Origin of the sequence: Pseudoalteromonas sp. C2R02, from assembly GCF_018860845.1 — a bacterium.
Classification (GTDB): Bacteria; Pseudomonadota; Gammaproteobacteria; order Enterobacterales; family Alteromonadaceae; genus Pseudoalteromonas.
In genome coordinates this window covers 1-15,452 of the sequence record NZ_JAHKQC010000055.1, presented here as the reverse complement: position 1 = coordinate 15,452, position 15,452 = coordinate 1, and the positions used below count along the sequence as shown (strand labels likewise).

At 33.9% G+C, this 15,452-nt stretch carries 11 protein-coding genes; 6 read left to right on the top strand and 5 right to left on the bottom strand.

The annotated features are described in order from the left end of the window. Positions 1 to 57: 57 nt before the first annotated feature. Positions 58 to 1,164 (top strand): TRAP transporter substrate-binding protein DctP, encoded by a 1,107-nt coding sequence (gene dctP, locus KO527_RS24760; RefSeq protein WP_216042918.1) that lies wholly within the window; start codon positions 58 to 60, stop codon positions 1,162 to 1,164. Positions 1,165 to 1,731: 567 nt separating this feature from the next. Here the strand turns inward: dctP and KO527_RS24755 are convergent. Continuing rightward, positions 1,732 to 2,265 (bottom strand): hypothetical protein, encoded by a 534-nt coding sequence (locus KO527_RS24755; protein WP_216042917.1) that lies wholly within the window; start codon positions 2,263 to 2,265, stop codon positions 1,732 to 1,734. 800 nt (positions 2,266 to 3,065) lie between these two features. Between KO527_RS24755 and KO527_RS24750 the strand changes: the two genes are divergently transcribed. After that, complete coding sequence (locus tag KO527_RS24750) at positions 3,066 to 6,212, top strand: TonB-dependent receptor (protein WP_216042916.1); 3,147 nt, start codon at positions 3,066 to 3,068, stop codon at positions 6,210 to 6,212. A gap of 319 nt (positions 6,213 to 6,531) precedes the next feature. Continuing rightward, positions 6,532 to 7,125, top strand: a complete 594-nt coding sequence (locus KO527_RS24745) for a hypothetical protein (protein WP_216042915.1) — start codon at positions 6,532 to 6,534, stop codon at positions 7,123 to 7,125. A 181-nt stretch (positions 7,126 to 7,306) separates the two neighbouring features. On the opposite strand, the gene KO527_RS24740 is transcribed toward KO527_RS24745, so the two are convergent. The 3 genes from KO527_RS24740 to KO527_RS24730 all read right to left on the bottom strand — a co-directional run bounded on the left by KO527_RS24740 (position 7,307) and on the right by KO527_RS24730 (position 9,787). After that, positions 7,307 to 8,080 carry a S1/P1 nuclease gene (locus KO527_RS24740; RefSeq protein WP_216043010.1) on the bottom strand — a complete coding sequence of 258 codons (774 nt, stop codon included), beginning with the start codon at positions 8,078 to 8,080 and terminating at the stop codon, positions 7,307 to 7,309. Between the two features lie 287 nt (positions 8,081 to 8,367). Continuing rightward, positions 8,368 to 9,204: a mechanosensitive ion channel domain-containing protein gene (locus KO527_RS24735; protein ID WP_216042914.1), complete on the bottom strand. Its 837-nt coding sequence runs from the start codon at positions 9,202 to 9,204 to the stop codon at positions 8,368 to 8,370. A gap of 115 nt (positions 9,205 to 9,319) precedes the next feature. Continuing rightward, complete coding sequence (locus KO527_RS24730) at positions 9,320 to 9,787, bottom strand: low molecular weight protein-tyrosine-phosphatase (protein WP_216042913.1); 468 nt, start codon at positions 9,785 to 9,787, stop codon at positions 9,320 to 9,322. 267 nt (positions 9,788 to 10,054) lie between these two features. Between KO527_RS24730 and KO527_RS24725 the strand changes: the two genes are divergently transcribed. Next, complete coding sequence (locus tag KO527_RS24725) at positions 10,055 to 10,528, top strand: RDD family protein (RefSeq protein ID WP_216042912.1); 474 nt, start codon at positions 10,055 to 10,057, stop codon at positions 10,526 to 10,528. 304 nt (positions 10,529 to 10,832) lie between these two features. On the opposite strand, the gene KO527_RS24720 is transcribed toward KO527_RS24725, so the two are convergent. After that, a complete protein-coding gene (locus KO527_RS24720; protein ID WP_216042911.1) occupies positions 10,833 to 13,091 on the bottom strand; it encodes a peptidase U32 family protein in 2,259 nt (752 codons plus the stop codon). 113 nt (positions 13,092 to 13,204) lie between these two features. On the opposite strand from KO527_RS24720, the gene KO527_RS24715 reads away from it, so the two are divergent. Then, entirely contained in the window at positions 13,205 to 13,870 is a 666-nt protein-coding gene (locus KO527_RS24715; protein WP_216042910.1) for a glutathione S-transferase, read from the top strand. 50 nt (positions 13,871 to 13,920) lie between these two features. Beyond that, positions 13,921 to 14,865, top strand: a complete 945-nt coding sequence (locus KO527_RS24710) for a histone deacetylase (RefSeq protein ID WP_252734108.1) — start codon at positions 13,921 to 13,923, stop codon at positions 14,863 to 14,865. The last annotated feature ends 587 nt before the right edge of the window (positions 14,866 to 15,452 follow it).

Genomic DNA, 15,452 nt, shown 5'->3' with positions numbered 1-15,452 from the left:
AAGTATGATTAAGGGTATTTACTATGCAGTAATTTTTGCATTTACTATACTTGATGAATGCAGATAAAAAGACGTCACTTTATTAGATCCTCTTTCGCAATCGGTGCAGTTACCGCATTGTACTCGCAATACCCTTCACTTTCATTTGCCAATAATTTACTCGAATCAGAAAAAAAAGCACAAGCGAAATTCACCTTAGTATTTGCGTCTCCTTATGATTCTTCGCAAAGCCAATATACTCCGCATATGCATTTAGAGTTTAAACAAAATATTGAAACTATGTCTCAAGGTAAAATTTATGTTGATATCCAAGATAAAGGAAGATTAGGTATAGGTACAGAACTAATGGCTGCTGTTAATCGGGGTCATGTATCCGCAGCGCTTATTTCAGTTTCAAATTTATCTCGGGCTTTACCTATCTTAGATATTTTAAATATTCCATTTTGGGCAGCTGATAATCAAGCATATCTCAATTTAATTTCATCAGGAATATGGCAAAATTTAGTATTAGATAACATAAAAAATAAAAGTAACTTAGAGGTGTTATTTCATTATATTCCTGGCCCTAGAACGCTCTCGACAACAAAAAATTATAATAAAGTGATTAAGCGTCCTGAAGATTTAAATCATGTTGTTTTTAGAGTGCCAGCCAGTAAAGTATTAACTGAATACTATAAAATGACAGGTGCAAATGTTGTTAGCGTTCCTTGGTCTGAGACTGCTCGCTTATCTAGGATAGGGCAAATACAAGCATTAGATCCTGGTTTTGTTGGTTTATACTCAGGTCCTGAACAATTAAAAAGTAGTATAGGTACGGTTTCAACTATTTCTAGTGTGCAAGATGCGTGGGTAAGTGTGATAAATCAGGCTTGGTTAAATAATTTACCAACAGAGCTAAAACTGATAGTTAAACAAGCATCTGAAGCTACATTTAAACAGCATCTTAAAAGTATTGAAAGTAATACGCAAAATTGTATTAATGGTCTGCTAAAAGCTGGAAGTAAAATCTATCAGCCAACACATAATGAATTAGAAATATGGCGAGTACTTTTTGGCCATCATCAAGTTAAGTGGATAGATGTTAAAAAGCAACTTTTAGGTGATTTAAAAACATTTGATATGTTATTGGCTGCAACAAAGCAGACAAGTGACTATTTAATTTAAGCATAAAAGTAGCCACGTGCGATTGAAGTTAATTTATTATTTCCCAGCCAATAATAATAATGAATACGCTAGAAAGAGCATATCCAAACTTTTGTACTTCTAGCCGATAATTTTTATTGATCTTTAACCCAAATAAAGGCCTAAATATATCTATCCTAAGTATTATTTCGTATCCAATCAAACAGCCCGCAATCGTTAATACAATTAGTATTAAAGGCTCAATAATTGGTCCTAAATTAAGTTGTGATATATGATAGCCAATACAACGATGAGTGTTTGGTGCAGGATATAAAATGGATAAACAGCATCATTTAAATAACTTAACTTTTTGGAAGGTAGGTTAAAGTATTTATAGGCAATAGCAAACGCCATGAATGTGCCTATCATTCTCAATAAGCTGTAATTGAATAAACCTAACATAATCAGCCATTCATCAGATGTTTGACCGCCTTTGATAATATCGATCCAAACGCCATTATAAAAAATAATTAAGATTACATAACAAGTTATGAACACATAAATTAATGGTTTTAAGTTGTTTGTTATCTTCAGCCAAAAAACTTTATGCTAACCAATCAAATAACCATAAAGCATCAAAGTAAAACCAATAGGGTAGCGAACTGTATCTAAATCCCAATTCACTTGGATAATAAAAAGCGGCAAAGTAGCTATGAAAATTACAACTGCTGTATTTTGATTAAAAAGCCAATTAATTCCATGCTTGACGAATTTGGAGTTTAATAAAGGTAATAGACATAAAATGATTAAAGAGTATTGCCATAATGCCCGAATAAACCATAAGTGGTTAACATCTATATGTGGCCAAATACCAGATTGATACTTTTCAAAAACATTAGTATCGGTCGAAAAAAATTCAGTTAAGAATTGCCAGTAATTCATATTGAGATCGCCATTATGTGTCATCTCAATATAAAGTTGAGGTGGCACTATTACTAAAATGCCAAAAAACAAAGGTAATAATAGGCGAAAACTCCTGATACTAATAAAGCGCCAAATAGAGACTTTAGCCATAATAAAACGTATTGATATTCCTGCAATTAACCAAAGCACAGCCATACGCCAAGGTTCAACTAGTAACATGATGCTTTCAAGAGAGGATATAATCTAATAGTTAGAACATAAAAAATTGATATTTTTTCATTATATGGCTTACTCATAATCCTGTTTCTCTAGCTTCCATTTATGATATTCATATTGGAAAATAAACATTTTCAGAAGGATTTTTGGAAGAGTTTAAAGCTGAAGTAAATAAATTAAGCTACTCGTTTAAGTTTGGTTTTTGACTGAATAAATAACCATTTTGTTTATAATTATTAAATAATCTTACTTTTTGTTATATAGATATTACTTTATATATTTACGTATAAAAATAACTCTCTTATTGTTTTTACCCTCCTATTTATTGCTTTTGACTTGTTCCTATTCTTGTTTTGTAAATCATAGGTTTAATTACTGTTTTACGCACCTCTAAATTTAACTATCTGTACGTAAGTGTAATTCGCTGATAACTGGTTGTGACAAAGGAAAACAATTTAGGCGGAACTTATTTTAACCATATTAGTATAATTACCCCACAAAATTTTCAGTTAATGACATAGAACATGAATAAAATAAGCGCATTAATAAATAACTATCGCTAATCTATTCTAGGCTATTAAATTGAGACACCTCAAAAAAATGACATAACTTAAAATCAAATAATTCTTGCTGATTGTCACTCATTTCTAAAAATAAAAACGATTCAATAAGTGCCCATCACATTGTAATTAAACAACTTTATTTAAATTATAAATTTCAATAATAATTGTAAGCTCACATTAAAAAATTGATAACCGAAACCAGTAATTTTTACTGAAAAATCATGTTAAATGGGAAACAAAATGAAAATTCGATTGCAAAAAACAGCAGTTACATTGGCAGTTGCCGCATGTCTAGGTATAAGTGGTGTAGCATCAGCTGCAGAAACTTCATCTGGTATGCGTGGTAAAATCGTAGGTCCTAATGGCCAACCCGCTTTAAATACAAAAATCACTATCATTCACCAACCTTCAGGTACTATTCGTGAAGTGCAAACGAACGAAGTTGGTTTATTCAGCGTAAAAGGTTTACGTGTAGGTGGTCCTTACACTATCGTTGTTAATTCTGAACAGTATCAAGATACTTTAGAAGAAGGCATCAGCATTCAACTTGGTGATACTAAGCGCTTAAGTTTTCAATTAGCAGCTAAAAACAGTATGGAAACAATTCAAGTAACTGGTTCTGCTGTTGGTTTTGATTCAAGTGGTGCAGCGTCTTCATTTGGCCAAGAAGATATCGCGCGTGCTCCTGCATTTAACCGTGATTTAAAAGATATTGTTCGTAATAACCCAATGGCGGTTGTTGATGAAGAAGGTGGTTTAAGTTTTGGTGGTTCAAACCCTAAATTTAACTCAATTACAGTAGATGGTATCGGTCAAAACGATGATTTTGGTCTTAACGAAAGTGGTTACCCTTCAAATCGTTCTCCTATTTCTTTAGATGCTGTAGATCAGATTGCTGTTGATAGCTCTCCATTCTCTTCATCTGTAGGTGGTTTCTCAGGCGGTACAGTTAATGTTGTAACTAAGTCTGGTACTAATGAATTTAAAGGTTCAACATTTTTCGAAATGATGAGCGAAGATATGGCGGGTGAACCAAAAGATTCTAAGTCAGATAATCCTGGTAGCAGCAACTTTAATGTTGGCGAGCAAAAAACAACGGGTTTTACAGTTGGCGGTCCATTAATTAAAGATGAGTTGTTCTTTTTCTTTTCAGCTGAAAAATTCAATAAAGTAACACCTGTTGCATTTGGTATTGATCAAGGTAGCCCAAGTGATGTAACTGAAGAAGAATATAACGAGTTTGTTACAATTATGGATGATGTTTACGGCATTGAAGATGGCGTAAATAGCGGTGATCCAGAAGAAACTGATGACAAGTTCTTAGTAAAATTAGATTGGAATATTAACGATAGTCATCGTGCTGATTTCACATACCAGTACCAAAGCACTGCTGAAGATAAAAATACCAATGATTACAGCAATAGCTTAAACATGGAATCTCATGGTTATGTTGATACAACATCACTAGATAACTATGCAGTTCACTTATATTCAGATTGGAATGATGATTTTTCAACTGAAGTTAGCGTCGCATATAAAGATTCTTACCGTGAATCAGAAACTAACTCAGACTTTGGTCAAGTAAGTGTTCGCACTGATAGCGGTACTATTAACGCAGGTCAAGATGTTTACCGTCAAGGTAACATTAGCTCTACAAAAACATGGAGCTACAAGTTTGGTGCTAACTACTTAATGGGCGACCATGATATTAAGTTTGGTGCGAGCTTTGAAGCACTAGATTTATATAACTTGTTCTCAAAAGAATCTATGGGTGTATGGGAGTTTGATAGCTTAGAAGATTTTGCTTCTGGTAATATTTCAAGTTTCTCTTACTCAAATGCATACACAAATGATACTGACGATGCATCTTACACATATGAAAGCTCTACACTTGCTTTATACATTGAAGATACTTGGACTGTTGACTCTGATTTAGATGTGACTTTTGGTTTGCGTTATGAGCGTTTAGGTGCAGATACTTCTGCTGCTGAAAATGATAACTTTAACGAAACTTACGGTATGAGCAATACTGCAACAACTGATGGTTTAGATATTTTATTACCACGTGTTGGTTTTAAGTATTACTTAAACGATGACATGATTGTACGTGGTGGTATTGGTAAATTCTCAGGTGGTAAACCAAATATCTGGGCAGTACCAACTGATGGCGTAACTTATGTATCAGCAACCCAAGCAGCAGAACAACAAGTTATTGAAAATGGTAAAAACGATCCTTCAAGCATCGATTTCCATGATGTACCAGATATTGCGCAAGATTCATTACAGCAAGGTGCGGGTTCTACTACGTTCTTAGATCCTAACTACAAAATTAGCTCAGACTGGCGTTACCAGTTAGGTCTAGATTGGACATTAGACATTCCTAAAGTTGGCGAAGACTTTAAGTTAACTGTTGAAATGAACTATGTTGATCGTAATGATGCAACAGTTTGGGAAGATGTATCACGTATCGACAATGGTAAAACAACAGCTGATGGTGGCAGAATTATTTATGACAGTGTTTATGAAGGCACTGATCAAGAAGGTAATTCAGACATCATGATGACAAACATGGATGATGGCGGCCGTAGCTTAATCTTCACTACTAGTTTACAAAAAATCTGGGATAACGGTGTTCGTATGAATATGTCATACACACATCAAGATATTACAGAAGCGAATCCTGGCACTAGCTCACAAGCAGAGTCTAACTACCAATATAATGTTGGCGTAAACAAAAATGAATCACAAGTAGGCACTGCTTACTATGAAGTGGCACATCGTTTTGTTTTAAACTTAGGTTACACGGCTCAGTTTGTTGATGGTTACAATACTAACATCGATTTATTCTTCGAGCGTCGTTCTGGTCGTCCTTACTCAGCTACTATGGATACATACGGCGATACGAGCTTTGGTGATCAATACGGTATGTCTAAGTCACAAACTTACTTACCATATATCCCAACTGGTCCTGATGATTCAGCAGTTGATTGGGACAACAGTACTTATACATATGATGAGTTAATGGAACTTTACGACGAAGCAGGTGTTAATGGCGAAGCAGGCGGTTATGCTGACAAGTACTCTGAAACACAACCTTGGGTTACAACACTAGATTTAAATGTTACTCAAGAGTTTAAAGGCTTCCAAGCTGATCAAAAAGGTATGGCATACTTCACAGTTGATAACTTAGCTAATTTACTAAACAGCGATTGGGGCCAAGTTCATACTATGGGTCACGGTAACAATGCAGTAATTGGCGCAACGATTAACGATGATGGTCAGTACATCTTAACGGAAGCATATGGTTTAGATACAAATAACTACGATACGTTTAACCAAAGCGAATCAACTTGGCGCATCAAAGTAGGTATGCGTTACACGTTCTAATAAGTGCTTAATTGATATTTATTTAAATTATAAAAAGGCTCTTCGGAGCCTTTTTTGTTGGCTAAAAACATTGGAAAGCATGAAGTAATAGGGGTTTAACATCTGGTAGAAGATTGCAATGATTTCAGTGTTTTGGTTGTTATTTTACCTAGCGTATAATTCAATTTCATATGGCATAGTTTATATATCGCTTTTAGGTCAAACTTATCATAGTAGAAAGTTCTATATATCAAAATCGCTTGCTTTATAAAAAAATAAACCGTACCATTTTGCGGTACTCAAGGAATGATACTTTTATTATATAAAACAAGGAAATGTTATGAGTCAACTCATCACAACTGTAGGCGCTTTAGCCTTATTATCAACTTCGGCTTTTGCTGAAACCATTACTTTTTCTGGTGCAGATCACTGTGCGGAAGATGCTATTAAACATGCTGCTGCGGTAAATATCTTAATACAAAGTAAAGGTACTTTAGAAGCATTCAAAACGATGGCAACTGAAAGTGTAGGTGCTATAGAACAAGGTTATTTTCATTTTAATCCACAATTTGAAAGATCGGGTTCAAATGCTCGTCATTTTAATTGTAGTATTCCATTATCCGATCAAATGGGTGCAGTTTCATTAAGTGTGTATGGCAAAGTAAATGATTTGAACCAGTCTAATGGTGGCTGTATGATTTCACGTATGCGAAAAGTTGAAGACGGTGGTATTTCAAAGTGGTTCAGATATGGCACAGGTAAAGGTTTTGATTGGACTTCAATTCAAAATTCAAGTGCTTCTGGAGAGCAATTTGTAAGTTATAACACTGAGTTTAATAATGACTTTGAAGGTGATGCAACTTTAGAGTTAAAATGTCGTACAACTTGGCTATCAGGTAGCGTTGCATTAGGTCAAATCACTTTAACTTATTAACCTATTAGATTAAAAACCTCCTTGAATACAATGGGAAGCGAATTATTAATCGCTCCCATATCAATTTTATATTCTTTCCACTAGACACATAAATCAACTCTCAAAATATGCGCCTCTATAAAATAGAAGTTACGCTTAGTTATTATGGGGTATAGCATCGTGTATTTATCTTTTAAATAAACTACTTCTTCAATGCATTAATTAAAGGTTTAGCTGATTTATCAAATATGCCATTTAATAAACCGGCTAATCTGATGCCTCCTTGTGTTAATCTTTGTTTCATTAACGGATTTTGTTCATAAACATAGTTATATTTAAAGTCAGCATCACCTATGTTATATAGCTTTTCTGCTTCATAAAAAGATTCAATCACCCAATCTTTCGGTTGGCTATTTAAGTATTTAGCGATGATTTTTGAATCTTTAGTATCAATGAAAGTTGTAAACTCAGTAAAAGAGAGGTTTTGGTTTTCAACCATTAAAGTATCCCACAAGCTATGTAAGTTGCTCTCTTTCCCAAAAAACTTAACCTTAACTTTATTACCGCCCCAATCTTCACTACGTCCTACATGCATTGGTTGATGAATATCGCCTACAACATGCACTAAAAATTTAAAGTAAAACTGCTTATCTTCAATTGAAGCTTTTGAGTCATTTAAAACATCTGTTGCTTTTATCATTAATGCGTAAGCGTCTTTAATATCGTTTTTAGTCTCTGGAATTTCATAGGTAGCAGGATTAAACTCAGAGGCTTTACTCATATTGATATAATGCCAAGGAGTTGATTGCTTTTGCCAAAAATCAGTAGGGTTTGAGCGCATTTCATCTGGCCAGGTTGAAACTTCAGCTAATTTTTCACCTGCTAATAAAGGTAATATTGCTTGTTGAGTATTAGGTGTTAAGTGATTAAAAGCGATTTGCGCTACAACTCTATGACCATTTTGGCCCCACGCCATTACATTTGATGATAATAATAAGCTGGCGCATATTCCTATTAAATTTGTTAACTTTGATAATTTTTTCACTGGTTCACCTAATGTATGTTGTCGGTATTAATCGCTTATTATCTCGGTTTTTTAAAGGCTAATAAAGGCATAATTTAAGCAATAAGAAACAGATTCTAACTTTGAATAATTAATTGTAGTTTAGAAAATTTGTCTAGGGTGAGAGAGGTTTTCTTTGAAACTTTAAAGGGAGGTGCGTGAGTATTAAAATACTCACGCTATTTATGATTAGCTAATAATTATTGTTGAATTAAATGTACATCACGTTGTGGGAACGGAATTGCAATTGCATTCTTATCAAGCGCTTTTTTCATTGATTCATTAACTTCAAAGTAAACATCCCAATAATGTTCTGGATGACAATGTGGTCTTACTGCAAAGTTTACTGAGCTATCAGCCATTTCTGACACACCTACAAATGGCGCTGGATCTTTTAATACTCTATCATTGTTTTTTAGTACATCCATTAATACCGCTTTTGTTTGATCAATATCGGCATCGTATGAAACACCAACCGTTAGATCGACACGAATTAATCCTTCCACTGTGTAATTAACAATAGAACCATTAGATACTGCACCATTTGGAATAATGATTTGCTTAGATTGTGGAGAAAGTAAAATTGTATTAAATATTTGTACTTCTTTAACTACACCTAAGTGACCTTGAGATTTAATTAAATCACCTACTTTGTATGGTTTAAATATCATAATTAATACGCCGCCAGCGAAGTTTGCTAAACTGCCTTGCAGTGCTAAACCAACAGCTAGACCTGCAGCACCTAATACAGCTACGAAAGAAGTTGTTGCTATACCTATCATAGAAGCAACAGAAATAAACAATAATACTTTAAGCATCCATGATACTAAGCTACCCATAAAAGGAATTAATGTAGGATCTACTTTAGATCGCTCCATTGAAACTTTTAAAACTTTTGTAAGGCCTTTTATTATCCATAAGCCTACTAGCAGCGTAATAATGGCAAGTGCTAATTTTGGTGCAAGTTCTAAAGCTAGGTCGTATATTTTAACTGATAAAGATTCCAGCTGAGTTATGGATGTATCTACGTCTTTCATTTTATTCCTTTGATTGTATTAACTTAATTATGGCTTAGTGTAGTTAGCTTTATTTATGTTTACAATTTTTAGTACGTATTTTTATCAGCTTTAAGTTGTTTTTATTGAATAAAAATTAACTTCTTATTTTATCTAAAAACTTAGCACTGGCTTCTTCGATTAAATCTAATACTAATTCAAAATCATTTTCACCACCGTAATAGGGATCGGGTATTTCAATATGATCAGATTTACCATGAGATAAAAATAACGAAAGTTTATACTGTAAGTGAGCAGGGCATAACTCTATTAAATCGCTTAAGTTACTTTTATCGGCAGCAAGAATATAATCAAAATCTTCGAAGTCATTGATTGTAACTTGGCGTGATTGCATACCGGAAAAATCATAACCTCTATTAATTCCAGCTTGAACTGATCTCGGATCTGGAGGGTTCCCTGCGTGGTAGCCGATTGTTCCCGCTGAATCTACAGTTACATTGATACCTAGCTCTAGCGCCTTTGCTATTAAAACAGCTTCACCCGTAGGTGAGCGACATATATTACCCATGCAAATAACGAGTATTTTTGGTTTTCTATTTATCATAATATTGACACTAATAGTTTATATATACTGTAAATTTAACACTGAATTGTTACTAAAGGTATTTTGAAAATTAAAAAATAGTTCACTTGATTACTCAGGCTTTAATATTTGGCATTCATCTATTTAATTTTACCGTTTGTCATTAATTTACTTTCTACTAGCTAAATTGCTAGATACTCATTACATCAGAAAAATAAAGCCTACTAATTAAAGTTCGGTTTAGATGCCAAATTAGTTTATGAAGGCATATGAGAAGAGGATGTAATTATGACTAGTTCAAATTATGAATATACTCAAAATAGAGAATACAAAAATATTATAGCGGTTGAACGTACGAGTTTTACCCGAAGATTTGCAGCAATAATGATAGACAGCATTTTGTTAAGCTTAGTTTTAGCGGTATTTTTTGCTGTGTTTTATGGTGACTCGGATTGGTTAGCTAATCAAAATGAATGGAGTTTTAACGGTATTGTGTATAACGAGCTTTTACCTTTATTGTTAGTTGTGATGTTTTGGGTTCATAAAGCGGCAACGCCAGGTAAAATGTTGTTAAATGCCAAAGTGGTTGATGCACAAACAGGCAATAACTTATCTATCGGCCAGTCAATTATTAGATATGTTGGTTATATTATTTCTGCTATTCCATTTGGTTTAGGTTTTATCTGGGCTTTATTTGATGAACAAAATCGAGGCTGGCACGATATGTTAGCGGGTAGCATAGTTATTAGAAATGATAACTAATTTATACCCAAGCTACTTCAAGATGCGAGTTTCAGGACTGCTGAGAAAATCATGATCTAGGCGCATCTTTGTATTAATGGTTGCTCCCTTAAAAGAAGATGGAACAACGTGCATGATTTGCTCAGATGTCCCCGCAGGGTTGGTTTAGAAACGCTTTATACTGCGTTATTGATTTTGAAAAGGGAATGACCATTATCTGCAATCAATGTCTTGTCTAAAGCGTTTCTAACGCCAACTGAATTCTGCATTTTGGAGTGGTTTGGGTATATAAAGAGCCTATTTTAATTGATAGGCTCTTTTTACTTTATAAACCGTTATGGTATTGCACGTTTGTTCTTTGTTCTACCAAATGATTCAATGATTGTTCAGCTTCAGTTTTACCTTCAAGCAATAATTCAAACTGTTTTATTAGCTCAACTTTATCTGGTGATGTTTTATCGCCTGCGCCAATATTCGTTAAATCAATCATAAAGTTATCAAATAAATGAGAAAGATCATTGATGATCTCCATATTTAAGAACTGATCTTGATTATAAATACTAGGGTAACCGGCTTTTTGCTTATCAATGGCAAAAGAGTCACCTTTTAAGTTAGTAATGCTGGTAGATTTATCACATGACAACATACAACCATTATCTATACGAGGTTTTTCACAACCTACACTTTGTTGGAAGAAACACTGCCTGCTTACCATTAATAGAATTGGATGATAAATACTGTACATCATTTTAAAGTTTTCAGGGCGAGCAATATTTTGTATTTGTTGGCGGTTTATTTCGTTTGAAATAAACGCACCGCTACAATCAAATGTTTCTTTCATAGCCATTAGGGCATATGAATTTGTGATATTTAAAAATGGACCAGCTATCCATTTTATTCCTAACTTATGTGCTTCATAAGCAATACCTGTATTATTAGTTACAATCAGTTCAGGTTTAACTTGTTGTAGAATATTAAGCGCTACATCGTAATCTTTACCAATTAATACAGAAGGGAACCAAGGAATTAATCTTGGGTTTTGCTTTAAAAAGTCGATGTATTTAGTACAGCCGCGTTTGTAAGCATCTGGTAGTTTGAAATAAATATCTGCATCAGTAGTATTTGCTAATTTAATATCTGCTTCATCACAAATGAGAATTGATAATTTAGTACCTGACTCCGCTTTTTCATGTTTAACTAATTTTGGCAGTGTCACTTCAGCTACAACCTCTTGAGATTCATTTAATAAAGCCGATACTTTATTTTTAATCTGCGTAAGCTCTTTATAAGTAATGCATAAACCAGACTCTAATTCATCCGTATGAATAGGTTGTAAGTTGTAGCCAGCATTATTTAAGCTTTTAAATCTGTGCTCTAATAACTCAGCATCAAAATTAAATTTATCGCTTTGTCTTAAATTTGAGTCAGATACCACAGTATAAGTTTGTTGTTCTACCGAAAAACCTTCAGTTGTTACTGTTAAAGTTAATGGTGTACCTTGTTTACCTGAAAAGCTTAATGTAAGCGGTACTTTTTCAATACTTAGGTGTTTTATTTTGTCATCTACAGTGGCATTAATAATGCTTTTTTCTTGATGGAGTTCTTGCTTGGCATCAAAAATTTGCACAACTGAAATAGCATTACTTTTATTGATAGCGTGATCTTTTGAGTTATCTCGTGGGTTATCAATAAACATTGATTGGTTTAAATCACCTTTTAAGAATGAGTTTGTAAAGTCGCGATTAAATACTTTATATAAACGTTCGCCATCTTCTAATAATTCGCCCGTTTTTAAAAAACCGTCAATTTGTTTTCTAAAGCTATCAATTACAGTGTGTACGTAACTTGAACCTTTAATGCGTCCTTCAACTTTAAACGAATGTACGCCAGCTTCGATTAATGCAGGTAAATCAAAAAATGCAGAGTTGTCTTTTATGTTTAGAGGGAAGTTGTTACCAGACTCGGTTGTTTCGTATTCTTCTCTACAGGCTTGGCTACAACGACCACGGTTACCTGAATTACCTACACTCGCTGAAGTTGAATAACATAAACCAGAGAATGCGACACATAATGAACCATGCACAAATACTTCTGTTAATGTGTCATGTTCACGACCAATAGCGGTTAAAGTATTGATTTCTCTTAAATTTAGCTCTCTTGATAAGTTAACACGTGATGCACCTAATTTTTTCAAAAATGGAATTTGGCCAGCATTATGTGTTGTTAACTGTGTGGAAGCATGAATATCTAACGTTGGGAAATGTTTAGTAAGCAGATTAAACATACCCAAATCTTGAACAATTACACCATCTAATGTGGTATTTACTAATTTATTTAATAATTTTGTGAGCGCTTTAAATTCTCTTTCAAGAATAACAATGTTAAGTGTTAAAAAGATCTGACATTCATACTGGTGTGCAAGTCGTATGATCCCAATGAGTTCATCAAAAGAAATATTAGATGCACGATTACGGGCATTAAAGGTATCTAAACCGCAATAAACGGCATCGGCACCAGCTATAATCGCTGCTTTTATGGCATCAACATCGCCACCAGGCGCTAATAATTCAATGTTAGGATTCATATTTACAACTTGTATCTGTTAAATTTAAAGGAGGGGATTTTACATACATCTTTGTACTATGAACATAATTAAAGTGTATTATTACTACATATAAAGCCAAACCAAAACCTAAAATGAAAGAACCTACTGATTTACCAATACTTTATTCATTAAGAAATTGCCCTTACGCGATGCGTGCTAGGTTTGGTATTTTTAAATCTAAACAGCAAGTTATTTTACGAGATATCGTTTTAAGTAATAAACCAGATGAAATGATAGCTGCATCCCCAAAAGGAGAAGTTCCTACATTAGTCGTTTCACCCTCATTAGTAATAGATCAAAGTTTAGAGGTGATGCTTTGGGCTTTAAATAAAAGTGACCCAAATGATCTGTTACATAGTGGTAATGAAACAGTATTACCTGAAATGCTAAAGTTGATAGAAGATTTTGATATCGGTTTTAAAGCCGCTTTTGATAAATATAGTGTAGCAAAGCGCTATCATGATGATAATGTCGAACAGTATCGCCAGAATTGTGAAGTATATATTAACGATTTAGAGCAAAGACTAAATAAACATGCCTTTTTAATGTCAGAAAATGAAAGTTTAGCGGATATTGCATTAATATCCTTTATTCGTAAATTTGCTAAAGTTGAACGCAAATGGTATTTACAATCACCTTATCCAAAAGTGAGAGCTTGGCTTAATAGCTATTTACAAAGTGCATTGTTTTCTAAAGTAATGAAAGAATATCCATTATGGTTAGAATCCAAAGAATTGATTATTTTTGGCGATAAGTAATGACATTACTTTAACAGCTATATTTGCGCTTATAAATAAGCAGCAGTATCATGGCATTTTTTGCACCTATTAAGTTTAAAATGTCGTTAGCCTTAGTTACTCACCCTGAATATAGTTATGACTTTCCTGAAAAACATCGCTTTCCAATGCAAAAATTTAAACTTTTGCATCAATATTTAAAAGAGCAGGGCATAGCCACAGCAACTAATACATTTAGACCTGGGAGTGCAAAAATAGAATTATTACAAAATGCCCATTGCCCTGATTATTTAAATAGGTTCGTAACTAATCAACTTACTGATAAAGAAATTCGCAGAATGGGACTGCCTTGGAGTAAAGGTTTATTACGTAGGACACTTATTTCACCAGTAGGGACTACTTTAGCTTGTCAATTAGCATTGAAAAATGGTATTGCGTGTCATTTAGCGGGTGGCACGCATCATGCGCATTATGATTTTGCTTCAGGTTTTTGTATTTTGAACGACTTAGCAATTGCCGCCAATGCGCTTATTACACAAGGAAAGATTAAAAAGGTCTTAATATTTGATGTAGATGTTCACCAAGGAGATGGCACTGCGCGTATTTTAGAGTATAACGATAAAGTATTTACTTGCTCAGTGCATTGTGAAAAAAACTTTCCTGCTAGAAAAGCCCAAAGCGATTTAGACATTAATATACCAAGAGACACCCAAACTGATGAGTACTTACAAATAATGGCTGATGGTTTTGAAAAGGCTGTAGTTATAAGTAAACCAGACTTTATTATTTATGACGCCGGCGTTGATGTATTCATAGATGATCCGCTCGGTTTATTAAATGTCAGTTTAGCGGGAATTCGTGCTAGAGATAATTATGTACTAAAACGTTGCTTAGAGTTAAATATACCAGTGGCCACTGTAATAGGTGGTGGCTATGATAAAAATGAGCATCTATTAGCGCAGCGTCATGCAATAGCGGTAGAAGAAGCCTACAAATTATCAAATACGTTTTTGTAGATTGATTAAAGCAGTGTTTTGGGTATTAAGAAGTGAAGCTTTGCCTCTATTGTAAGTATGAAAATGTCTAGTTTTAGGCTGTTTCGCTCAAAATATAAACGAATAATCATTTAAATCAACTTTTATCAAAAAAACACTTGCGCAGATTTCAAAAATGCCTATACTGCGCCTCCACCGACACAGACGGCAAGCAACATTCTTAAAGGGATGTAGCAATATCGACTGATGTAGGAAGGAGATTTATCTCCGAAAAGTTTGAATCAGATTTAAAGTTAAAAAATTAATTTTAAATTAACCATTGACTCAAAACTTTTAAGGTGTATTATGCACCTCCGCTTCGAAGCACAGCTTCAAAGCAACGTTCTTTAACAATAAGTAATCATCTGTGTGGGCACTCTTGCAGATTGAGTTCTAAAGTCACTTTTCGAAGTGACACAAAATTAGAGTCTCATTAAAATCTGTTCACTTAATCCTTTTAGGAAAGAGCGAGTGACTACACAGTCATATGCGACGTAACTTAGTTTACTAAGTTATATCAAAAACAGAATTCATTGAGACTGTCACGTATAGACAGCTGACGCTGACGA